Origin of the sequence: Noviherbaspirillum sp., assembly GCF_035944575.1 — a bacterium.
Taxonomy (GTDB): domain Bacteria; phylum Pseudomonadota; class Gammaproteobacteria; order Burkholderiales; family Burkholderiaceae_D; genus Noviherbaspirillum.
Genome location: NZ_DASZBA010000260.1, coordinates 1 through 24144 on the forward strand (window position 1 = coordinate 1; position 24144 = coordinate 24144).

The window sequence follows — 24144 nt, forward strand, 5'->3', positions numbered from 1 at the left end:
GCTGGGCGTCATCATCGGCGGGCGGCTTGGCGAGGTATTGTTTTATAACCCGGCATACTATCTTTCCCATCCGGCGGAGATTTTTGCGGTCTGGAAAGGCGGCATGTCGTTCCACGGCGGCTTCCTGGGCGTGATGATCGCCATGGCTTTTTGGGGACGCAAGCAAGGACGGCCTCTGATGGAGGTGATGGACTTCATCGCCCCACTGGTGCCGCTGGGGTATGCGGCCGGGCGGATAGGCAATTTCATCAATGCGGAGCTGCCGGGACGGCTTGCCGACCCGACGTTGCCCTGGGCAATGATCTGGCCCAACATCGACAACCTGCCGCGCCATCCATCGCCGATCTACCAGGCGCTGGTTGATGGCGTGCTGCTGTTCATCGTGCTGTGGCTGTTTGCGCGCAAGGCGCGGCCGATGATGGCGGTAAGCGGCGTATTCGCTTTAGGGTATGGATGTGCACGTTTCTTCACGGAGTATTTCCGCACACCCGATTATGAGGTAACCATCGCGGGCTGGACGATCTCGGCAGGGCAGATGTTGTCGGTGCCCATGATGATTCTCGGCATCGTGTTATTGTTGATCGCCTATCGAACAAGACGCCCCTAGAGCGTCAATACCAATAATCTTCGGAGACAAGCCAATGAATACCAGACGCATTTTCCTTGCGGCGGCACTCCTGCTGCCGCTTTCCGCCTTCGCCCAGTCCTGGCCTGCCAGACCCGTCACCTTCATCGTGCCGTTTCCCGCCGGTGGCGGCACCGATGCATTCGCCAGGCCGCTGGCCGCCCAATTGACCAAACAGCTCGGCAGGCAAGTGATCATCGACAATCGCGGCGGCGCCGGCGGCACGCTGGGAGCGGGTATCGCCGCCAAGGCCGCGCCGGACGGCTATACCTTCTTCATCGGCGGCGCTCACCACGCCATCGCGCCATCGATCTACCCGAAGCTGGACTATGACATCCAGAAGGACTTCACGCCGATCGCGCTGGTCGCCACGCCTCCGCAGGTCATCGTCGTGAATCCGCAGAAGGTGCCCGCAACCGACCTGAAGTCCTTCCTCGATTTCGTGAAGAAAAATCCCGGAAAGCTCAACTACGGCTCAGCCGGCAACGGCACATCGCATCATCTCGCCGGCGAGCTGTTCAAAATGCAGACCAAGACGTTCATTACGCATATTCCCTACCGCGGCGCGGGCCCCGCGCTGCAGGACCTGGTGGCCGGGCAGGTGGACATGATGTTTGATGGCCTCGGCTCATCGGCGCCGCACTTGAAAGGCGGAAGGATCAAGGCGCTGGCAGTGGCATCGGCAACGCGCGCGCCGGGATTCCCGGATGTCCCGACTGCGGCTGAAGCCGGCGTACCGGGATATGAGGTCTCCACCTGGTATGGCATGTGGGCACCCAGGGGTACGCCACCGGACGTGGTGGAACGGATGGCCGCCGAAGTGCAAAAAGCGCTCGCATCACCAGAGCTGAAAACCGCATGGAACAACAGCGGCTCCGACATACCGCAACTGACGCAGGCCAAGTTCGGCGCCATGGTTGATGCGGAGATCAAACGATGGGCAGCCGTGGTCAAGGCGGCTGGTGTGAAGCTGGAATGACGAAGCAGGAAATCAGATCCATGTCGGAAATCCGTATTGAAAAAGAAGGCGTCATCGCAAGGGTGACGCTGTCCAATCCGGGCAAGCTCAATGCCATCGATATATCGATGTGGCATTCCCTGGCGCAGCGTTTTGCCGAACTGTCCGCCGATCAGGACTTGCGCTGCGTGATTGTTCAGGGAGACGGCGGCAACTTCGCCGCCGGGGCGGATATCGATGAGTTCGCCTCGGTACGCAGCAATCACGAGCAGGGCATGGCCTATCACACCATCAGCATCGCCGGCGCCCTGGACGCGATTGCCGCCTGCCCCCACCCAACGATTGCCGCCATCAATGGCGTGTGTGTCGGCGGCGGACTGGAGATTGCCTGCGCATGCGACCTTCGCATCGCCGCGCTGTCATCCCGCTTCGGCATTCCCATCAACAAGCTTGGGTTTCCTTTGGCGCCGGGAGAGTTGCAAGGCTTGCTGCAACTGGTCGGCAAGGCGGTCGCATTGGAAATTCTGCTGGAGGGACGTGTCTTCGATGCTGTGGAAGCGAAGGATAAGGGACTGATTCACCGCATCGTCGACGATGTGCATGCCGAAGCCCGCTCCACCGCGAATCGGATTGCGAAAGGTGCGCCACTTGCTGCCCGCATGAACAAGCTGCTCGTGCGGCGGTTATCCCTCCACCCTGCCCCGCTGACCCCCGATGAGCTGCGGGCTGCATTCGCATTTTTCGATTCTGCGGATTACCGCGAAGGTGTACGGGCATTTATCGAGAAACGCACACCTGATTTTACCGGCCGCTAACCTTTATCAATAATGAACGCCAATCTTTACACCCTGTTCCAATCCTGTTTTCCGGAAGATAAAACCGCCTGCTGCATCGAAACCCATGATGGCCTGTACTACTCATGGAACGATCTGGACAGGGCGAGCGCGAAAATCGCGAATCTGCTGTCCGGATTGAATCTGCCAAAGGATTCGCGTATCGCCGTACAGGTCGAGAAATCGCCCGAAGCACTGATTCTTTACCTGGCGACGCTGCGGTCGGGCCATGTCTTTCTTCCGTTGAATACCGCCTATCGTGCCGCCGAGATCGAATATTTCATCGACAACGCAGAACCGGCGGTGGTGGTTTGCTCGCCCGGAAATTTCGGATGGGTGTCACAGATCGCATTCAAGCTGGGCACAAAGCATGTATTCACCCTGAGTGACGACAGGCAGGGCTCGCTCCTCACAAGGGCCGCGCTGCAGTCGAACAGCTTCGACACCGTGGAACGCAAGCCCGATGACCTTGCCGCCATTCTTTATACCTCGGGTACGACTGGCCGCAGCAAGGGTGCGATGCTCACCCACGGCAACCTCGCTTCGAACGCCAAGGTATTGAAGGATTACTGGCAGTGGCAGCCGGGCGACGTGCTCTTGCACGCGCTGCCTTTGTTCCATGTCCACGGACTGTTCGTTGCGTCGCATGGAGCCCTGCTCAACGGCAGCAAAATGATCTTTCTGCCCAAGTTCGACAGCACGGAAGTGATCCGCCATCTCCCCCGCGCAACGGTTTTCATGGGCGTACCGACTTACTATGTGCGCCTGCTCGCGGATCCGGCTTTCGATCGGGCAGCATGCGAACGCATGCGGCTTTTCATTTCCGGGTCGGCACCGCTTCTGCTGGACACATTCGAGAGCTTCACCGAACGCACGGGCCACACCATCCTCGAACGCTACGGGATGAGCGAAACCACCATGCTGGTGTCCAATCCTTATGACGGCGAGCGAATCGGCGGCACGGTCGGCCTGCCCTTGCCGGGCGTGTCTGTACGGATCATCAACAGCGACGGCGAGGAATGCGGAACGGATGAAATCGGCGACATCCAGGTTAAGGGACCGAATGTATTTTCCGGCTACTGGCGCATGCCGGAAAAAACCGCCGAAGAATTTACGTCCGACGGATACTTCAAGACCGGCGATGTTGGAAAATTCGACGCGAAGGGCTACCTATCCATCGTCGGACGCAGCAAGGACCTGATCATCTCCGGCGGCTATAACGTCTATCCGAAGGAAATCGAATCGGTCATCGATGAGATCGACGGGGTGGTTGAATCCGCAGTGGTCGGCGTGCCGCATCCGGATTTCGGTGAAGCGGTCACGGCGGTTGTGGTCACGGCTCCCGGCGTGACGCTCGAAGAGCACGATATCATCAGCCAGCTAAAAGGAAAGATTGCCAATTTCAAGGTGCCGAAGCGCATCTACTTCGTCGCGGAACTACCGAGAAATACCATGGGCAAGGTACAAAAGAACATCCTGCGCGAACAGTTCTCGACTGCCCGGCAAACTACCTGAACGCCTTGTAAAGCATGTAAGCCGCCAGTGCATACAGCATCAGGGCAAACACCTTTTTCAGCGATTTGACCGGAAGCGCATGCGCGGTGCGTGCGCCGAGCGGCGCGGTGCTGACGCTCGCAATGGCGATCACCAGCAATGCGGGCAAGTAGATATAACCGAGCGAGCCGGCCGGCAGGTTTGGCACATTCAGGCCGAAGAAAATATTCGACAGCGTTCCGGCGAACGCGATCGGAAAGCCGAGCGCGGCGCTGGTCGCAACGGCATTATGGATCTTCACGTTGCACCATGTCATGAAGGGCACCGATACGAATCCGCCGCCCGCGCCGACCAGGCCGGACAATACGCCGATCGTGCCGCCCGCGGCTGTCATGCCGACCGGTCCGGGCAAGTCACGCGACGCTGCCGGCTTCCGGTCGAGCAGCATCTGCGTCGCGGAGAAAGTGACAAACAGCCCGAAGAAGGTGGCGAGCGCCGCGGAGTTCATCTGCGCGCCTATCCAGGGACCGACCCATGAGCCGATCAGGATCCCGGGCGTGAACAGTTTCACGATACGCCAGATGACCGCGCCACGCGCATGATGGGCGCGCACCGACGAAATCGAAGTGAACATGATTGTCGCAAGCGATGTGGCAATCGCCATGTGGACGATGTGCTCGGACGGGAATGCCTTGGCGGTCAATATCATGGTCATGAACGGCACCAGCAACATGCCGCCGCCGATGCCAAGCAACCCCGCAGCAAAGCCAACCGCCGCACCCAGCACCAGCAGGATGCCAATCAATGTCAGATCCATTCAAATGTCTTTCTTATCAGGTTGGCACATCCAGTTCGCGCATGATGCATCGCCACTCAGCCGGGGTGACCGGAGTGATCGACAAGCGATTTCCGCGCCTCAGGACCTGCATATCAGCCAGGTCGGGGTGCTCGCGCAATTCGGGCAAGGTCATCAGCCGCGTTTTCTTTGTCGCCCATATATCGATCAGCATCCATCGCGGATGTTCAAGTGTGGCCGCCGGATCGAAATACGGACTGCGGGAATCGAATTGCGTCGGGTCCGGATACGGCGTGCTTGCGACTTCCGCCACGCCGGCGATTCCCGGTCGCGCGCAGCTCGAGTGATAGAACAATACGCCATCGCCGATGCGCATCCGGTCACGCATGAAATTACGGGCTTGATAATTTCGCACACCGACCCATGGCACGATAGCGTCCGGCGCCGCCAGCACATCATCAATACTGGTCTCGTCCGGTTCCGATTTCATCAGCCAATACTGCATGGTCATGATCCGTGAATGAAGCACACAAAAAAAGCGCGCACAAAAAAGCGGCTGCATAAAATGCAGCCGCTTGGAATTTAGCCCCGCCTGTGCCGTCTTTGCCGGCATCCCGAACCAAAGGGTTCAAGGTGGTCACAGTTAGTTCAATTTCGGGTTCATCGGACTAGCGACGCGCACTCCTATCGAACGAATTTCCGCAACCGATGCACATAAATGGTTCAAGGAATATATGACAATCGCGAACACGGCAGGAGGTTTTAGTTTAACCGAATCGGACTTTCTGTCAAAGGGTTTGGCGAAAATTTAAAAGAGATTTTCCTGCGGCGCCAGGGCGGCATCGAGCACGGCGTGCATGGAAGAAATCTTTTGCCTGACTTCCGACAAGGACATGTCCGCCAGGGGACCGTCAGGTAATTTCGATGACAGAAATTCGGCGGCGATTCCAAGTGCAGCCATTACAGCGATGCGGTCGTTGCCCTTGATCTTGCCTGCATCGCGAATGGCGCACATCTTGCCGTCGAGGTAGGCAACCGCCTCGCGTAATGCCGCTTCTTCACCTTCCTTGCACGCGAGCTTGTATGGCTGCCCCATGATGGTGACATCGATCTGGATCATGTGGTCTCCTCATCATGGTTCGGTACCGGAATTTTTTCCAGTAATGCGGATACGCGTTGGTGCGCTTCCTGTATGCGCCGGGCAAGGTCGGCGTTTTCCTCGGTCAGCGCAGCCATTCCCAGCCGCAGGTCGGTGTTCTCGCGCCGCAGGTTCTGCACGAGTTCCGCCAGGCGGCTGATTTTTTCGGAAAGAAGATGAAATTCGGAAACCATGCTGCAACTATAGTGGTGCAAGCGATTTTCCGTCAATAGATTCAATCACTTGGAAATCTTTTTTCATGGCACGTCTTATCCGCGACACCCAGGACTTGACCTGCGGACGCGAAACAAATACATAAGCTGCCCGCAGCCGAAATCCGCACGATCTCGCCGTGGCGTGTACCTGCTGATCATCTGAACCCGAGCCGAGGACCACAAAATCAGAATTCCTCCCAATCGTCGCCGGAGGCGGCAGGTAACGGCACAGGGCGCTTCAGAAGAGGCTGAGGCGCTGTCGAGGCCGATGATGCGGGCACAGGTCCGCTGCGCTGTGCAGATCGTGCCGACTTGTTCGCCAAAGACGTGTTTCGTGGCCGTTTGGCTGGTACGGCGGACTGCATGCCGTTGAGCTGGAAGACGCTGACCACCTGCGCCAGAGACTTCGACTGGTCTTGCATCGCCTCGGCTGCAGCCGCCGCCTCTTCGACAAGGGAGGCGTTTTGCTGGGTTACCTGGTCCATCTGGCTGATGGCTTGATTGACCTGTTCGATGCCGGCTTTTTGTTCGTCGCTGGCGGCGCTGATCTCGCTGATGATATCGGTCACGCGGCGTACGCTGTCAACGATCTCTTGCATCGTGCTGCCGGCCTGGTCGACCAGCTTTGCGCCGAGATCGACTTTTTCCACCGAATCACCGATGAGCGCCTTGATCTCCTTTGCGGCTGCAGCCGAGCGCTGTGCCAGATTGCGCACTTCGGCCGCAACCACGGCGAAACCACGTCCCTGCTCGCCCGCACGCGCGGCTTCCACTGCCGCGTTCAGCGCCAGGATATTGGTCTGGAATGCGATGCCATCAATGACTCCGATAATCTCAACGATCTTCTTCGCCGACTCGTTGATGGACCCCATCGTATCGACCACCTGCGATACCACCGCCCCGCCCTTGCTGGCCACTTCGGACGCGGACTGGGCAAGGCTGTTGGCCTGCCGCGCGTTGTCGGCGTTTTGCTGCACGGTGGACGTCAATTCCTCCATCGAGGATGCAGTTTCCTCCAGCGAGCTTGCCTGCTGTTCGGTACGCGAGGACAAGTCCATATTGCCCGAGGCGATCTGGGACGACGCGGTGGCAATGCTGTCGGTGCCGTGGCGCACTTCACTCACGATGCGCACCAGGCTTTCATTCATGTCTTTCAATGCCTGCATCAACTGGCCCGTTTCGTCATTCGATATGGCCTTGACGGTTGCGGTCAAATCGCCTTGCGCCACTCGCTTGGCCAGCGACACCGCAATACCGAGGGGCCGCGTGATGTTACGCGACAACCAAAGTGCGATCAGGCCTGCCAGGGCGGCAGCAAGGATGCCGCCGCCGATCAGCGTGGAACTGGTGAGCGACTGTAATGCAGCGGAATCCTTGCTGCGCTGCTCCAGTAATGCGGATTCGGCATCGACGATCTCTGCAAGAAGAATACGGATGGTATCCATACCCTGTTTGCCTTTTCCGGCCTGCTCCAGGGCGATCACCTCCACCATTCGCTCCTTGTTGTCGCCGACATCGCGCCGCAATGCGATCGCCGGATCGATTACGGTGGTTAGCCACTGCCGTTCTTCCGCAGCCAGCCTGTTCAGCCGCTCCTGTTGCTTCGGATTGTCGGATGTGAGCGATTTGGCCCTATCGAGATGCCTCTGGAACGACTCCTTGCCGGCATTGTAGGGTTCGAGCGAAGCGGTATTGCCGGTAAGTGCGTAGCCGCGCTGGCCGGTCTCTATATTGATGAGGCTTTCAAGAACGCTGTTGACTTCTCCCATGACCTCATACGTATGAAGGTTGATGTCATTTGCTGCGCTGAGCTTGGAGAAATTGATATAGGCCATTGATACAAGGCCGACGAGCAAAGCGACAATGATGCCAAAACCAAGGTACAGCCTTGTACTGATTTTCATATCATATATTTTCATGAGTTTCCCTTTTTATACGGCGTCGTGCATGACGGTGCCTGTCACGCCGACAGTTTCTCGACCTGTTTCATATCCGGGCTTGTCATTAGTTCGTTGATATCGATAAGGGCGAGCATGCGCTCGTCGACGGTGCCGAGGCCCATCAGATGGCTGGAACTGATGGCCGCCCCAGTTTCAGCGCCGACCGGTTCATCGAGGCCAAATTTAATGCGCATGGCAACGATGGGCACGTTGACGCCGCGGAGTTGGCGGCGCCCTTGATGAATTCAGGGCTGTTAGCGATACGTGTCGTCGCGCCGTACCCACGCAGTTCCCGGAGGCATTGAATATCAACCGCTTACTCTTCTTTGCCGAGTCTGCAAGCCAGCACCTCCATTGAAGCTGGATTGGTCACGGTTTTCCGCACGACACCCGCCCCCGACATTGTTGATTTGACACTGCCAGTCAAAGCGCTGAATGCCTACCTAAACAGCGCGCCCTTACATGACATACGATAAACAAAAGCTTCGTGTTTGTTTACGACAAAATATTGCAGGACTTGAGCAAAATGCAGGAAAATAATTACCGCTTGATCAAGTTTCTCTTTCGTCGCATGGGTTCTGGCAAATCATTACTGGCGGAACTTTTCGAGCGAGCGTTGCATCCTATCGAAACAACATTTGATACTGCGCCATAAGCGCACGTACGCCGGCATGTATCTTCAGCAAGCCACCTTCGCTGTCGGCTGTCGTATTCATTTCCTGTCGATCCCATTTTATAAAGATGGCGGAATCCGATGATTCCGCAGAACACCTACAACGATACACATGCTTCACCCCTCCAGTCTTCGAACGCAATACAGACTCTTTGCCCAAATTGCTGGAATCATCGTAGCGTTGGCAGGAACGGCGGTATTGACAGGCTGGCTGACGTCCACCTGGATATTGGCGTCGTTTTGGCCAGACCAGGCAACAGTCAAGTTCAATGCCGGTATCTGCCTGGTCCTTTCCGGCGTGGCCATGTACCTGCTGGCGGCGCGTCCATCGGGACGGTTTGCCGTGCCGGCGATTCAGACTGCGGCGATACTGACCGCATTGATCGGCATGCTGACACTGGCTGAGTATGCGACGGGCAGCGACTTCGGCATCGACCAATTGTTTGTCACGGAGAAGCAATCACCATCGACGAATTACCCAGGGCGCATGTCGGCAGTCGCTGCCCTGGTCTTCAGCCTTGTCGGCACGGCGCTGTTCGTGGCAGCACGGAATTCCCGGTCCGCCTGGACGAACGCCCTTGTGCTGTTCGCCATGTGTAACGCATTGATCCCTGCCATCGGGTACCTGTACGGGCGAAGCGCATTGTATGAGACTCCTTATTTCGGTACCGTCGCATTGCCGATGACCCTGCTCTGCATTCTCCTGTGCGCCGGGTTGCTGGCAGCGCAGCCGGACCGCGGCCTGATGGCCCTCATTACGAACCGCAGCGCCGGCGGCATCACTGCGCGCATGCTGTTGCCGTCCGCCATATTGATCCCGATCGTCATCGACCGTATCCAGTTCTGGGGCCAGGAAGCGGGGTTATTCGACGCGACGTTCGGGCTGGTGCTGTACACCCTCTCCACCATGACTCTCTTTACCGCATTGATACTGTGGAACGCAAGGTTGCTTCTGCAACTCGATATGCAGCGCGATCGGGCGGAGCATGGAGTGCAGCAGGCGCTGGACAAATTAAAGAGCAATATTGCGGCGTTATCCCAATCCAACCTGCGATTGCAGGCGGAGATCATCGAGCGCAGTGCCGCCGAGGAGCGTTTGGTTCACCAGCATGAGCGCATGAACGTAACATTGAAGTCCATCAGCGACGGCGTGATTACCGTGGACGCCGATGGCAAGATAACCTACCTGAATCCGGCGGCCGAGCGCATGTGCGGCTGGACTGCAGCCGACGCAATCGGCATGCCGGTCAACAGCGTATTCCGGCTTGTGGACCCGGTGTCCCGTGAACCGGTCACGACGCCGATCGACATTGCACTGAATGAAAACAGGCCATCCCAACTGGCTTCCAATTGCATGCTGATTCAACGCGACGGCACGGAATCGGCGGTGGACGATTCCTGCGCACCGATGCACGACGGCGACGGCAAGGTAATTGGTGCGGTCGTGGTATTCCGGGATGTCAGCGCATTGCGGGCAATGACGCAACGCATGACCTATCTCGCGCAGCATGATTTCCTTACGGATCTGCCGAACCGCGTCCTGCTGAATGAACGCTTGCAGCATGCGATCGCGCTGGCGCTGCGTCATGGAACGAGGACGGCATTGATGTTCCTGGATATCGACCGCTTCAAGCATGTCAATGACACATTGGGCCATCTCGTGGGCGACCATCTACTGCAGGAGATCGCGCGGCGGCTCAAGGCCTGCATGCGTGAAACCGACACGATTTCCCGCCAGGGCGGCGACGAGTTCATCATCTTGCTGCACGAAGTCAGCGACACGATCGGTGCGGCGCGCGCGGCCCACCAATTGCTGACTGCAATCAGCGCGCCCTACTTCATCGACGGCCATGAGCTGCATATTTCCGGCAGCATCGGCATCAGCATCTGCCCCGAGGATGGCGAGGATAGCGAAACCATCATCAAGCATGCCGACGCCGCGATGTACCAGGCCAAGGCACAGGGACGAAACAACTACCAGTTCTTCGCGCGCCACATCAATGAACGGGCGGTACAGCGCTTCGCGCTCGAGGGCAGCCTGCGCAAGGCCATCGCGCGGGAAGAGTCGACACTCTACTTTCAGCCCAAGCTGGACATCACGACCGGCCGCCTGACCGGCGCCGAAGCGCTGCTGCGCTGGCATTCGGCGGACAATACCGTCCTGCTGCCGGCGCAATTCATCGCGATCGCCGAAGAAAGCGGCCTGATCGTCCAGATGGGCGAATGGGTGCTGCGCGAAGCATGCCGGCAGAACCGCGCCTGGCAGGATGCCGGCTATCCGCCGATTCCCATATCCGTGAACGTATCGGCGGTTCAGTTCAAGGATAAGAATTTCCTTCAGCTCGTCTCGAGGGTCTTGCAGGAAACTCGTCTCGATCCGCGGTATCTCGAGCTGGAACTGACCGAAAGCGTGACGATGCAGGAAACCGAGGTGACCATCGCGCTGCTGGAAGGTTTGAAGGATATCGGCGTCTCGCTGTCGATCGACGACTTCGGCACCGGCTATTCCAGCCTGAGCTACCTGAAGCGTTTCCCGATCGATACGATCAAGATCGACAAATCCTTTGTTCAGGACATCGTCGGCGACCCGGACAGCGCGGCGATCATCTGTACCATCATCAGCATGGCAAAGATCCTGAAACAAAAAGTGATCGCCGAGGGCGTGGAGACGATCGAGCAGTTCCGTTTCCTGCAGCAGCAGGAATGCGACGAAATCCAGGGATATTATTTTAGTCCGCCTTTGCCGGGCGAACAGTTCGAAACCCAGATCCTGCAACGCATCGGCGTCAGGCCGCTACCGATGCGGAGCGACATCCGCCACGGGAGCAGAACGCATTAACTCGCGAAAGCGTTCCGCAGGCAGCGGCTCGCTGAAGAAATGTCCCTGCATTTCATCGCAGCCCGCGTCACGCAGGAACTGCAGTTGCTCGCTTGTTTCAACCCCTTCCGCGATCACCTTGAGATTCAGGCTGTGACCGAGCGAGATGATGAGCCGGACGATGGCTGCCTCGTCCGGATCGGTGGCAAGGTCGCGCACGAATGACCGATCGATTTTCAGCCGGTCGAGAGGAAAACGCTTCAGATAGCTGAGGCAGGAATAGCCCGTGCCGAAATCATCGATCGACAATTCGACGCCGAGCTCCTTGAGCGCCCGCATCGTTGTGCTGAACTGTTCAGCGCTTCCCATCACCATGCTTTCCGTCAATTCGAGTTCGATGTAACGGGCGTCGAGCCCGGTATCTTCCAATACCGTGGCGACCGATTGTGCAAGCCCCGGCTGGCGGAACTCATGAGCGGACAGATTGACCGAGACGGTGATCGGCCGCAGTCCTTCATCCTGCCATGCCTTGTTCTGCCGGAAGGCGGTACGCAGCACCCAGCTTCCGATCGGCACGATCAATCCGATCTCTTCCGCAAGCGGGATGAACTGCGACGGCGGAATCATGCCAAGCTCCTGGCTGCGCCAGCGTATCAAGGCCTCTGCGCCGATCAGCTCTCCACTGCGCAAGTCGATCTTGGGTTGGTAATACAGTTCGAATTCCTCGCGCTCAACAGCCCGGCGCAAGGCATTGCCGAGCACGATGCGTTCCTTGGTGCGAATGCTCATCTCCAGCGAGTAAAACTGGAAACCATTGCCATGGCCGATCTCGCGCTTGGCGCGGTACATGGCGATGTCGGCATTCTGCAGAAGGGTTTCGCTGTCTGCGCCATCGCCGGGGTAGACGGTGGCGCCGATGCTGGGCGTGATATGCAGCCGCTGGTTGCCGACCATGAAGGGTTGCGCGAAGGCACGCAATATCTTGGCGGCGATATGGGCCGCCCCTTCGGCATCATTGAGATCGGTCAGCAGAATGATGAACTCGTCGCCGCCCTGGCGCGACACCGTGTCGCCCTTGCGCACCTGCTGCTGCAGCCTTACCGCCGCTTCCTTGAGGAGGGCGTCACCGAACGCATGGCCGACGCTGTCGTTGATGTCCTTGAAGCGGTCCAGGTCGATGACCAGCAGTGCGAGCATCCGGTTCTTGCGTTGCGCATGCAGCATGGCCTGTGCAAGGCGGTCCGCCAGAAGATTCCGGTTGGCGAGCCCGGTCAGCGCATCATGGCTCGCCATGTATTTGATGTGTGCCTCGTAATTCTTACGGTCGCTGATGTCGCTGGCCACGCCGTCGATGCGCAGCAGGCACCCGGCACTGTCATAGACCGCCTTGGTCTTATCCTCCAGCCAGCGGATGCTGCCGTCAGGCCGCACAATCCGGTATTCATGCACGAGCGCGCCCCGGCGGCGCAGCTTTTCCAGCGCGGCGCGTACCTTCGGCTGATCCTGCGGATGGATGGCCGAAAACCAGGTATCCCGGTTGCGATAAAAATCCGCCAGCGGCCTGCCGTAGATTCGCTCGGCGACGGCGTTGATGTACAGAAATTCCGTACCGGACGCCGACCAGACGATATTGTCGATCGAGTCGAGAATGCCGGCCAGCTTCCGCTCGGTCTCTACCAGCGCCTGATCTGCCTTCGCCCGGGCAACCTCGGTACGAAAGCCGGTGATGCCATAGGCAATGTCGTTCGCCAGTTCCTCGAACATCGTGATCTGGTCCGGGCCGAATTCATGTGGCTGGGCTTCATAGATCGTGAGCGCGCCGAATACCTTATTGCCGTCTCTGAGCGGCAGCGACGTGACGGAGAGGTAGCCGTGGTTCAGCGCATGCTGTCGCCAACCGCCGGCATCGGCGGCGTTCACATCGGAGACGACGCAGGGACGGCCTGACCGGATGGCGATGGCAGCCGGACTGTCACCGTCGGCGTGGTCGATACGGCGCCTGGGCAGCTCGCTCAGATACCGGCTGGCTTCGCCGGCCCGGGCCACCGGCCGGATGCAGCGTGCGCTGTCATCGGCATAGCCGATCCACGCCATCCGGTAGCCTCCCACTTCGACCATGATGCGGCACATCTCGCGCAGCAGTTGGGCTTCCGCGTTGGCATGGACGATTGCATGATTGCACTCCGCCATGACACGGCGGGCGCGAAAAATCCGCCGCGCCGCCTTGTCCACGCGGTCCTGCTCGCCTTTCAGGCGGGTTTGCTCGATCGCGGACTGTATTGAATCCGGCAGGCGGCTGAGCTGATTGGGGGTCTTGAGCAGAAAATCCGCTGCGCCGCGCTTCATCGCTTCCACCGCGGTTTCCGCCGATCCCGATTCGGTCAGGATGACAACCGGCGTATGCGGATGCCGTGCCTTGACGGTATCGATGATTTGCAGCCCATGAAAGCCGCCGATATTGCAGTCGCCGAGTACCAGGTCGTATTGACCACATGCCATCAGCGCCTCAAAATCACGACGGCTGGCCGCTTCCGTCAGGCTGAACTGCTTGCTGGTGCACTGCAGTGCGCGACGCACCAGGTCGCGATCGCGGCTGGAATCATCGACATGGAGGATGTGGTGCATTGTATTCATCGGATGCAACCGATGAACGGGGATTGATAGCTTCCGCTACAAATTGCAGCCATTCAGCACCTCTCTGACACCACATAAAAGCGGGGATGTGCGTTTCAAGCGGGAAACGCTTTTTACCCATTCTAGGTTTGCATTCCTTCAGGAAATTGATATTTATCAACCGAGCTGAGGCGCTCGAGGATTGTGTCGCAGGGCGTCCACGCTCGGACGGCCCGCCATCCATCAGTCGATCAGGTGCAGACGGCCATCGGCGCTGACCAATGCGGTGTAAAGCGTTGTACCCGGAAATACCTGTTTCCCTGCATCGCGGTAGCGAGCGAGTTGTTCCCTGTATGCGGCGAGTTCGCTATCCAGCACATCCCGTTTGTAGTCGAGGATCCAGACTTCGTCATCGAACAGGACAACCCGGTCAAACCGCATGATTTCCCCTGCGATCATGACGTCCAGTTCGTTGTGCGCCGCACGGAAGCGTTCCGGATTGAAGAAACGTTCCAGCTCGGGCCGTGACAGGATGGCCAGCGCCTGCTCGCGCACGATGCCGGACAATGCCATTGGACAGGGCAACCATCGCGCCAGCGTTTCCGCCTCCGGTACCGTGACCGGCCATTGCCGCATGGCGGTGAGGCGTTCAAGCAAGGCATGCAGGGCAACGCCCTCGTCGATGGCGTCGTTGCGGAATGCCCTGGGGTCGACGAGCGTGCCGGGTACCGGCGGCGGATCAAACAACGGCAAGCTGAACTCTTCTTCGCCCGCCATGCCCGCTTGTGCCAGCGCTTGGGCAACGTCGCCAAGGTCGATTTGCTGCGCCGACTGCAACCGCTGGTACCAACTTCCTTCCAGAGCGCCGTCGGGAAGTGCTCCCCGACCGCCCGCGACACCGCTTACGATCAGGATGCTCTTTGCGCGCGTGGCTGCGACATACAGCAGATTCCAGTCTTCCTGCTGCTTGAAGCTTTCCTCGGCGGCGAACAATGCGTCTCGCGCCGCGCCGCGCTCCTGCCGTCGGCCGAACGCGGAGAAGTGCGTCGGCGCGTCGGCGTCCTGTGGCCAGTCGCACAGGATGCCCAGGTCATCGCGTGCCGGATCGCTGTGATTGGCGTCGAGCAGCACGACGATGGGCGCTTCCAGGCCTTTCGCGCTGTGAATGGTAAGGATGCGAACCGCGTCGGCCGCGGCGTCGATGCTGGCTTCGTCCGGCGCGTCGGTTTGCGCCCCCTTCTTCAACACCTGCAGCGCGTCGATGAATTTCGGCAGACTGGGATAACGGCCGGCATCGAGATTCAGCGCGAGTTCGATGAAGGCCTCGATATTCCCCACAACCTGGCTGCGCACCAGCGGCGGCGCGGCTTGCGCATACCGTGCAACCAGTTCGCCCTGGTGCAGGACCACGTCCAGCAGATCATGCACCGGCAATCGCGGCGCGATGGCAAGCCATTGTTCGAGAAGCCGCGCGGCGCGCTTGATTTGCGCCGAACCGCCATCGCGGGCAAGTACCTGCATGCAGGGCCACCAAGCTTTGCCCGTTTCCCTGGCGCGCTCTGCCAGTGCAATCAGGTCCGCATCCACCGCGCCGACGATCGGCGATTTCAATACATGGGCCAGTGCACGGTTATCGCCCGGCACGATCAGGAAGGTGAGCAGCGCCATCAGGTCCGCAACCTCCAGCGATTCCAGGAGTCCGCCGCGCTTGTCCGAGACGAACGGTATGCCGGCTTCGCGCAGCGCACTTTCATAAGCAGTCAGGTAGGCGCGCTTCTTCACCAGCATCATCACATCGGACCATGCCGCCGGACGGCCATTGCGGGCGGCGAGCTCTTCCCTCGCCCGCAGGATCGCCCGTGCCACCGCGCGGCCTTCATCCAGCCGGCGAGCATCCTCTTCCTCGGCGCGCGGCGTGACCAACGGATCGCGCAGCACGAATACCGGCGATACCTCGGCGTCCGCCTGCGGTGGATGCACCAGCGGCAGGCGCCAAACTGCGCCGCCGGCGGCGCCCAGCGTGGTTTGCGCGGAGAAGATCGGATTGCCGATAAAACTTGCGTTCAGGGCTTCGACGATCGCCTGCGCATTGCGGCGCGTCTGGTTGGTGCGCAGGACGGCGGCGCCCTGTGCGCCCAGCATGTCCCGGGCAGCGATAAACACACGCGGTTCGGCGCGGCGGAAACGGTAGATCGATTGCTTCGGATCGCCGACGATGAAAACGCTCGGTTGCTGTGCATCGTCGCCATACGCTGCAAGCCAGGCGCGCACGATGCTCCACTGCAGTGGATTGGTGTCCTGGAATTCGTCCAGCAGGATGTGCTTGTAGCGGGAATCCAGCCGGCTTTGAAGATACGCGGCATGATCTTCATTGGTCAGCAGGCGATAGGCATGCCACTCCAGATCACCGAAATCGAATACCCGCTGCTCCGCCTTGATGGCCTGATAGCGTTCCAGGAACGCTGCGCCGACGGTGAACAAGGCGCAATTGAGTGCGATCACCTTCTGCTCGCCGCTGCGGCGATGCAGCGCCTGCAGGCATTCGGCGATGGCGGCAAACTCCTGCTCGAAACTGTCCGCACCACCGGGGCCGAGATGCTGCTCCAGCGCGGCGAGCAGCTTTCCGCGCCGGTGATCATTGCCACGCACACTGCCCTTGTCATCGAAAAATTGTGTCAGCAGTTGGCCGAAACCGTCCAGGCAGGCACCTGCAGTGAGCGCGCTTTCGATGGCGGTGGCGCGCTCCTGGTTGCGCTTGGCCCCTTGACCGAGCAGCCAGGCGACATTGCGCAACCGTGAACAGAGGGTCTCGTCCTCCCACAAGCCAAGGCGCGCATCAAACTCCGCATCCTCGCCGCACAGCTCCTGCAGCCATTGCAGCGGCACGCTGGCCGGCGCATCCGGCATGCGATGGGTGGACGCCCACCATTCGGCGCGCTTCTCGATAAAGGCATCCAGCAGCCGGTCGGCGTTCCAGTCGCCGACCAGTTCGTACAGCGTCAGCAACGCTTCCCGAGTTTCGGCATGGCTGTCATCGTTCAGCGATTGCATCAGCCTGCCGTAGGCATCCATCAATAATTCGCCGGTTGCTTCGGTCAGGGTGTAACCGTGCGGCACGCCGGAGCTGAGCGGTGCGATCTGGATCAGCCGCGCGAACCAGCTATGGAAGGTGTCGATCGATAGCGTTTGGGGACTGGCGAGCACCCGTTCATACAGATTGCGCGCCACCGGGAAAAGCTGCGGCAGATCCTGTTCCGGCACGCCGCGTTCCAGCAGCAATTGCCGCACCTGCTCGTCGGGTTGCAACGCGAGGTCGCGAAGCAACTGGATCAGACGGTCGCGCATTTCCTGCGCCGCCTTGCGCGTGAAGGTAATGGCCAGCAGTTCGGCGGGTTCGGCGCCGGCCAGGAGGAGACGCAACATGCGCGCCACCAGCAGCCAGGTCTTGCCGCTGCCGGCACAGGCCTCGACCACCACGGACCGGCGCGGGTCGCAGGCAATGCGGGTGAACTGTTCGGCGCTGACCGCCTCGCCATTCATCTCGTAAGCGCGCGGCGCCTGGCGGATATTCATTACCACGCCCCCTTGCGGCACAGTCCGCGCACTTCACAGTACTCGCAGACGCGGTTGATGCCATTCGGATGCAAGGGTGAACCGGCGGCGATCGCACGCAATGCGCCGACCAGTCTTTCCTCCAGCGCACGCTGCCATTCGAGATACTGCTGCGCCTCGGCCGCGCCGGTCTTGTCCTTGGTCGCTTCCAGCGCAACGTAGTGTCCATAGGCCGGCGGCACATCGGACAGCATGCCGTAGAAGGCGAGCTGGTGATCTTCACCCTCCTTCAGTTTGTCGCGCAGCGCCTGCACATTCTTGGTCTTGTAATCGAGCACCGCGCGCTCGCCGGCTTCGTTATGGTCGATCCTGTCGATGCGGCCGTGCAGCGTGATCTTCCCGCCATCCCAGTGCAGGCTCTTTTCGAACCATTGCTCTCCAGCGACGAAATGCCAGCCGTCGGCCTCGCGCTGGTTCGCCCACTCGAGGTAGGCCGGCATCACTTTCTGCCAGCGCGCGTAGTAACCGAGGGCCGCAGCACTACGGGACAGCGCCGCATCGAAAACCTGCTGCGAAATCTCCTGCAACAGTTCAAGACGTGCCGATCGCGGTACTTTCTTATCGCGCACCGCTTCGTGATACAGGGTCAGGATCTTGTGCAGCCAATCTCCGTAGTCACGCTTTTCCGGCATGTCCGACAGTTCGTCCATGCGGTTGAGACCCAGCATGCGGGTGGCGAAGAACTGGTACGGGCAGGCGACCAGGCTGTTGTAGCCGCTGGCCGACAACCTGGCCGGCAGCAGATGCGGCGCGGAGGGCGACGGCATGCGCACCGGGAGGGGCCGAAGGCGGCAGGACGCGATTTCGACCTTGTGCGCCGGGATCGCCGCGGCACCGGCTCGCTCAAGCACGAGCTGCAAACGCTCCACCCAGCTACTGACCGGATTCGGCTCCCCGTCCTTGACGGCCTGCCAGGACAGCACCACTTCCGGATTCACCGTCAACAATTCGGCGAAATCGCGCATCTGCATGCGTTGCCGCATTTCCCGCGTCGCCAGTCCGAGCTGGCGACGTACCGCGTTGGCGAAAAACAGGGTTTCGTTCAGTTGCGACGGCAGGTGGGAGGCGTCGGCGCCAACCATCAGCACCGCATCGAAACGGCGCAGGCGCGCGCCGTTCAGTTGCAGCATGACCACCCGATGATCGATATCGTCCGGCACATAGGGCGTGGCTTCCAGTTGCAGGCCGATGAATGCACGCCATTCCGAGAAGGAAAAATCATCCTGGGCGGCGTCGCAATCCTGTTCCAGCGCATCCAGCAAAGCCACCACCTGTGCGCCGGCAGCGTCAGCCGCCAGCGCCGCGTACATGCCCAGCGAATGCAAGGCATGTGACGTGGCGTCGACCCACTCCCGCAGCGTTTTGCGCCCGACGAGGAAACGGGCCTGGTCGGCGATGCGTCGCAGCGCATCATGTGCCAGCGGATTGTCTTCCAGAACCGCCAGCGCCGCCTCCCATCCACCGAGGACATTGGCCCGCCGCAGCGCCGCTTCGATCGCCATGACCCGGTCCGGCTTGTCGGCCAGATCGGCGAACAGGAATGGCGACTTCAGCAGATCCAGCAATGTGCCGGTCTGGGCACGTGTTGCCACCACATCGAGAAGCGCGGCGATCGCCGACGCGGTGCGGGTGGTCGACAGCTTCCAGCCAGTTTCATCGGAGACGTAAACTTCGGCCCGTTCCAGCAAGGCACGGATACGCCGCGCCACGACCCGGTCCTGGGCAATGATGGCGATGCACGATTTATCCTGCTGCAGCCAGCCGATGACGGTCTGCGCACCGCGCTGCGCCTCCTCTTCCAGACTGCCGGCCGGGCACAGAGACACACCGACCGGTGCCACCACCTCTCCTTGCGCAATCGTCACGCCGCCCTCGTCGAGCAGCTCCGGCCATGCTGCCGCATAAAGCGGATCGACCGCAGCGGCCCGCCAGTCCGGCCGCACTGCCACGACTGCCTGCCGTTCGGCGTAGGCAGTCAGGAAAGCGCTTTCCATGGCGTCGGGTTCTGCGGCGCCGATCCATATCAGTGACTCGGCGGCGGCATCAGCCAGCCGCATCATCTGCGTAAAACGTACGGCGATGGGGTCGTTCACATCAACCTGGCTCTTCCACAATGACCAGACCAGCTGCGCCTCGTCCGACAACAAATCGCGGGCCGGCGCCGACAGTTGCTGCAACGCCATCTCCCAGCACTCGTCCGCCCCATCGGGACTGTCGTGGATCGATGGCGCCAGTGCCTGGGTCAGTTCGTCGAATAATGTCAGCAGCGTCTGGGCCAGCGGCAGAAGGTCGGTATTGCGCCGGGCCGAAAACAACTTCTTCAGCCACGCATGCTGTCGAAGCTGCGCATAGAGCGACATCAGTCGCTCGCTGTCCGACGTGACGCTGGCTGCATCAGGAAGCGGCGGCAGCTGCGCCACCCACGATGACAGGGTCATGATGCGAGGCGGAATGAATGCTGATGGCAATTCGGCTGCCAGCGCATTTCTTAACAAATGCGCATGTGAGGAATGCGGAACCAGAATGCGTATCGCGGAGTAATCGGGCACGTGCCGGCCATTGTTCCGAAGCACCTCATGTTCCAGCAATGCACGCGCCGTGGTGGACCAGAAGGCGGCGGATGGCGGGATCAGTAAAGAATGGTGCAGCATGCAAATCTGTTCTGTAGTTTGGCGCGTAGCGGTGGACCCGATCTTGTACCCGGGATTGTACGAATGCAGCCGGTTCGTGATGACGTCGTGCAAGCATAGGCTGTGATTCCCGCATTCTATGCGAGGAGGAATGCAAAATTGGTGTGTCGTCCCACTTTTTATGAAAATCGGTTATGATTTCCCCAATTCCCTGCCGTAGCACCTCTTGTCCCAGTCTTCAACGAACTTGAATTCGTGCACGACGTTCCCATTTATCAATTGCAGTACCGGACGTGTTGCCCTTAAAGGCGAGCAGGAATTGCCGTCTCCGGTGCTGACATTATTTCCCTTCCATAGAGGAAACCATGAGCGATAACATTAAATACATTACCGACGCTTCCTTCGAATCAGACGTTCTTCAGTCAGACAAACCCGTGCTCGTGGATTTCTGGGCGGAATGGTGCGGCCCTTGCAAAATGATTGCTCCCATCCTCGAGGAAGTCGCGAAGGAATACGACGGAAAACTGCAGATCGCGAAAATGGATGTGGACGCCAACCAGTCGGTTCCTGCCAAGTTCGGCATCCGCGGCATTCCTACCCTGATCCTGTTCAAGAACGGCGAACCGGCCGCGCAAAAAGTCGGCGCGATGGCCAAGGGCCAGCTGACATCGTTTATCGACAGCAACATTTAATCCTGGAGCGGTTTTCAGGAATGGTTAAGGCAGTCGAGTCCGGCATGAAAAGCACCTCCGTACGCCGGTACGGCGGACATCAAATTTTCGGAACCGGCGCCTTGCAGTTTTTTGAAGACCGCCCTGGCGCGGCGGCACGCTCGTGCCGCCAGCCCGGTTGAGGAACGCGCTACGCTAGGCTACACTCCGTCCTGCTAGCGCGCATCCTTTGCGCTAACCCTTTTATCCCACGCAGTTCCCTCCCCCACCCTATTTTTCCCGCACGGGACACTCACTATGCATTTATCTGAACTCAAGGCGCTCCATGTTTCCGCATTGTTGGACATGGCTATCGGACTCGAAATCGACAACGCCGCGCGTCTGCGCAAACAAGAATTAATGTTTGCGATCCTGAAGAAACGCGCCAAAGGCGGCGAGCAGATCTTCGGCGACGGCGCTCTGGAAGTCCTGCCGGACGGCTTCGGCTTCCTTCGCTCCCCGGACGCCAGCTACATGGCATCCACCGATGACATCTACATTTCTCCTTCCCAGATTCGTCGCTTCAATCTGCATACCGGCGATTCGATCGAAGGCGAGGTCCGTACCCCGAAGGACGGTGAGCGATATTTTGCATTGGTGAAGGTGGACAAGGTCAACGGCGAACCGCCCGAAGCCTCGAAGCATCGCATTCTGTTTGAGAACCTGACTCCGCTGCACCCGAACCGGGTCATGACGCTCGAACGCGACATGCGGGGCGAGGAAAACATCACCGGCCGCATTATTGACATGATCGCGCCCATCGGCCGCGGCCAGCGCGGCCTCCTGGTGGCATCGCCGAAGTCCGGGAAGTCAGTGATGCTGCAGCACATCGCGCATGCGATCACCACCAACCATCCGGATACCAACCTGATCGTCCTGCTGATCGATGAACGTCCGGAAGAAGTGACGGAAATGCAGCGCTCGGTGCGCGGCGAAGTGGTCGCATCCACCTTCGACGAACCGGCCACCCGCCACGTGCAGGTTGCCGAAATGGTGTTGGAGAAAGCCAAGCGCCTCGTCGAGATGAAACGGGATGTGGTCATCCTGCTCGATTCGATTACCCGACTTGCACGCGCTTACAACACTGTCATCCCCGCATCGGGCAAGGTGCTGACCGGTGGTGTCGATGCGAATGCATTGCAACGGCCGAAGCGATTCTTTGGTGCGGCGCGCAACGTGGAAGAAGGCGGATCGCTGACCATCATCGCCACAGCGCTGATTGAAACCGGCAGCCGCATGGACGACGTGATCTACGAGGAATTCAAGGGCACCGGCAATATGGAAGTTCACCTTGAACGCCGGTTGGCTGAAAAGCGTGTTTACCCGGCAATCAACTTGAACAAATCCGGCACCCGCCGCGAGGAATTGCTGATCAAGCCAGATCAGCTGCAGAAAATTTGGGTGTTGCGCAAGTTACTCTACGGCATGGATGAGATCGAAGCGATGGAGTTCATTCTCGACAAGATGAAGTCGACTAAGAACAATGCTGAATTCTTCGACATGATGCGTCGTGGCGGAAGCTGACTTTAGTTTGCGAAGATAAAAGCGCGTGCTTTGCATGCGCTTTTTTTTCGCCTGTATTAATGTGGCACACAGTATTAATTGGCTGCGAAAAGGGATCTCAGCCGCTTCCCATGTGACTCATGTGTCGACGTCCGTAGTTTCCAATTAGCACGTTCGTTCTTCTGAGGGCCGTGTTGTAGGATGGAAATCTCAACCAATGCATTCCGAAGGAGCTGCAATGCCGGTGTTCGACAAGACGAAACGCAATCTTTTCAAAAAAGTATGCTGTGGCAGTGCTGCTCTTGGCGCTGGTTTATTTGCGCCTTATGTTCAAGCGTCGGGCGGGAAAAAAACGACGTTGACGGCAGCACAAGCGTTGGCGGCTCTCAAGGAAGGAAACGAAAAGTTCCTTCTGGACAACGCCATGAAAACAAATCAGGGGCGCGAAAGACGATTGGAAATCGCACGCGGCCAAGCGCCTATGGCCGTAGTCGTCAGTTGCGCGGATTCCCGGGTGGCGCCGGAACTGCTGTTTAATTGCGGGTTGGGAGAATTGTTCGTCGTGCGCAATGCCGGCAATACAGTAGACACCGTTGCGCAAGGCAGTATCGAATACGCGGTCGCGGAACTCGGCGTTCCATTGATTGTAGTGATGGGGCACGAGCGCTGCGGCGCGGTCAATGCCGCAATGGAGGTCGTCGAGAAAAATGCCACTTTCCCGGGCAGCATAGGTCCGATGATCGAACCGATCGTGCCATCCGTATTAAAAGCCAAAGCGTCCCTGGGTCCGAGCCGGCCATACACCAACGATGCCCTTCTGGATGCATCGGTACGCGAAAACGTCATGCGGGTCGTCAATCGGTTACGTGCGTCGGAAGCATTGCTGCTGGAGCCGTCGCGAAGCAAGAAATTGATGATTGTCGGTGCCCGTTATGACCTTGACGAAGGGCGGGTTGAGTTTTTTGAAAGCGCACCGTCAAAGCAAGCTGCCGATCTCTAGATTAACGTGCCGTACTATCGCCTGCGTGCCGATGCCCGGCAGACGGAATATGCCATGGGACGATTCCACTGTATAATCACGGGTTTTTCCAACCAGGCAAGTGACCGGCAATCGGGTCAGGAAGCAGGACGACCGACGAAGTGCTGATTGGCTACCTAACCATGACGAGGCAACTATGAAAGAAGGCGCACACCCGAATTACCGTGAAGTCGTATTCCAAGACATGTCCAACGACTTCAAATTCATCACCCGTTCCACGATCCAGACTCGTGAAACCATCAATTTCGAAGGCAAGGATTATCCGCTGGTCAAGCTTGAAGTGACCGCAGAATCCCACCCTTTCTACACCGGCAAGCACAAGATCGTCGACACCGCCGGTCGCGTGGAAAAATTCCGCCAGAAGTTCGGCACCCGCGGTTCGAAAACATCAGCAGCAGGCTAAGCCGGCGCTTTGTTTCAAAAAGGCAGCTACGGCTGCCTTTTTTATTTATGCAGTTGAAACTTCCGGACACGCGGCCGGGCTATTGGAAGCCGGCACACCCGGCCGATATTTTCCGGCACAATAACGCCGACCCGAATAAGAATA

The 24144-nt window shown here is 59.1% G+C and carries 17 protein-coding genes, 1 other RNA gene and 1 pseudogene; 9 read left to right on the forward strand and 10 right to left on the reverse strand.

Going from position 1 to position 24144, the window contains the following annotated elements:
- From lgt to VGU61_RS21555, 4 genes are all read left to right on the forward strand, one after another.
- Positions 1-607 (forward strand): prolipoprotein diacylglyceryl transferase (gene lgt / locus VGU61_RS21540; RefSeq protein WP_326861368.1); only part of this gene is annotated, 607 nt, incomplete at its 5' end.
- A gap of 34 nt (positions 608-641) precedes the next feature.
- Positions 642-1604: a tripartite tricarboxylate transporter substrate binding protein gene (locus VGU61_RS21545; protein WP_326861369.1), complete on the forward strand. Its 963-nt coding sequence runs from the start codon at positions 642-644 to the stop codon at positions 1602-1604.
- A 20-nt stretch (positions 1605-1624) separates the two neighbouring features.
- The gene (locus tag VGU61_RS21550) at positions 1625-2398 is read left to right on the forward strand and encodes an enoyl-CoA hydratase/isomerase family protein (RefSeq protein WP_326861370.1); all 774 of its coding nucleotides are present in this window, start codon (positions 1625-1627) and stop codon (positions 2396-2398) included.
- Positions 2399-2410: 12 nt separating this feature from the next.
- A complete protein-coding gene (locus VGU61_RS21555) occupies positions 2411-3931 on the forward strand; it encodes a malonyl-CoA synthase (protein ID WP_326861371.1) in 1521 nt (506 codons plus the stop codon).
- On the opposite strand, the gene VGU61_RS21560 is transcribed toward VGU61_RS21555, so the two are convergent.
- The 7 genes and pseudogenes from VGU61_RS21560 to VGU61_RS22705 form a co-directional block, all read right to left on the reverse strand.
- Positions 3924-4727 carry a sulfite exporter TauE/SafE family protein gene (locus VGU61_RS21560; protein WP_326861372.1) on the reverse strand — a complete coding sequence of 268 codons (804 nt, stop codon included), beginning with the start codon at positions 4725-4727 and terminating at the stop codon, positions 3924-3926. The genes VGU61_RS21555 and VGU61_RS21560 overlap by 8 nt on opposite strands.
- A gap of 16 nt (positions 4728-4743) precedes the next feature.
- Entirely contained in the window at positions 4744-5211 is a 468-nt protein-coding gene (locus VGU61_RS21565) for an EVE domain-containing protein (RefSeq protein WP_326861373.1), read from the reverse strand.
- Between the two features lie 76 nt (positions 5212-5287).
- Positions 5288-5468: non-coding RNA, 6S RNA (gene ssrS, locus VGU61_RS21570), on the reverse strand.
- A 46-nt stretch (positions 5469-5514) separates the two neighbouring features.
- Positions 5515-5826 (reverse strand): cell division protein ZapA, encoded by a 312-nt coding sequence (locus VGU61_RS21575; RefSeq protein WP_326861374.1) that lies wholly within the window; start codon positions 5824-5826, stop codon positions 5515-5517.
- The gene (locus tag VGU61_RS21580) at positions 5823-6038 is read right to left on the reverse strand and encodes a DUF904 domain-containing protein (RefSeq protein WP_326861375.1); all 216 of its coding nucleotides are present in this window, start codon (positions 6036-6038) and stop codon (positions 5823-5825) included. The genes VGU61_RS21575 and VGU61_RS21580 overlap by 4 nt, the downstream gene beginning before the upstream one ends.
- Before the next feature lie 206 nt (positions 6039-6244).
- Entirely contained in the window at positions 6245-7978 is a 1734-nt protein-coding gene (locus VGU61_RS21585; protein ID WP_326861376.1) for a methyl-accepting chemotaxis protein, read from the reverse strand.
- A 41-nt stretch (positions 7979-8019) separates the two neighbouring features.
- Positions 8020-8402: pseudogene (locus VGU61_RS22705) on the reverse strand (chemotaxis protein CheW).
- A 469-nt stretch (positions 8403-8871) separates the two neighbouring features.
- Between VGU61_RS22705 and VGU61_RS21595 the strand changes: the two are divergent.
- The gene (locus VGU61_RS21595) at positions 8872-11511 is read left to right on the forward strand and encodes a putative bifunctional diguanylate cyclase/phosphodiesterase (RefSeq protein ID WP_326861378.1); all 2640 of its coding nucleotides are present in this window, start codon (positions 8872-8874) and stop codon (positions 11509-11511) included.
- Here VGU61_RS21595 and VGU61_RS21600 read toward each other — a convergent pair.
- The 3 genes from VGU61_RS21600 to VGU61_RS21610 form a co-directional block, all read right to left on the reverse strand.
- Complete coding sequence (locus VGU61_RS21600) at positions 11467-14124, reverse strand: EAL domain-containing protein (RefSeq protein ID WP_326861379.1); 2658 nt, start codon at positions 14122-14124, stop codon at positions 11467-11469. The two genes, VGU61_RS21595 and VGU61_RS21600, sit on opposite strands and share 45 nt — an antisense overlap.
- 222 nt (positions 14125-14346) lie before the next feature.
- Positions 14347-17676, reverse strand: a complete 3330-nt coding sequence (locus VGU61_RS21605; RefSeq protein ID WP_326861380.1) for a UvrD-helicase domain-containing protein — start codon at positions 17674-17676, stop codon at positions 14347-14349.
- On the reverse strand, positions 17676-20366 hold the full coding sequence (locus tag VGU61_RS21610; RefSeq protein WP_326861381.1) for a PD-(D/E)XK nuclease family protein: 2691 nt from the start codon (positions 20364-20366) through the stop codon (positions 17676-17678). Before VGU61_RS21610 ends, VGU61_RS21605 begins: the two co-directional genes overlap by 1 nt.
- 344 nt (positions 20367-20710) lie before the next feature.
- On the opposite strand from VGU61_RS21610, the gene trxA reads away from it, so the two are divergent.
- The 4 genes from trxA (at position 20711) to VGU61_RS21630 (ending at position 24000) form a co-directional block, all read left to right on the forward strand.
- Positions 20711-21037: a thioredoxin TrxA gene (gene trxA / locus VGU61_RS21615; protein WP_326861382.1), complete on the forward strand. Its 327-nt coding sequence runs from the start codon at positions 20711-20713 to the stop codon at positions 21035-21037.
- Positions 21038-21313: 276 nt separating this feature from the next.
- Entirely contained in the window at positions 21314-22579 is a 1266-nt protein-coding gene (rho, locus tag VGU61_RS21620; protein ID WP_326861383.1) for a transcription termination factor Rho, read from the forward strand.
- 217 nt (positions 22580-22796) lie between these two features.
- A complete protein-coding gene (locus tag VGU61_RS21625) occupies positions 22797-23558 on the forward strand; it encodes a carbonic anhydrase (protein ID WP_326861384.1) in 762 nt (253 codons plus the stop codon).
- Positions 23559-23733: 175 nt separating this feature from the next.
- On the forward strand, positions 23734-24000 hold the full coding sequence (locus tag VGU61_RS21630; protein WP_326861385.1) for a type B 50S ribosomal protein L31: 267 nt from the start codon (positions 23734-23736) through the stop codon (positions 23998-24000).
- Positions 24001-24144: the final 144 nt, after the last annotated feature.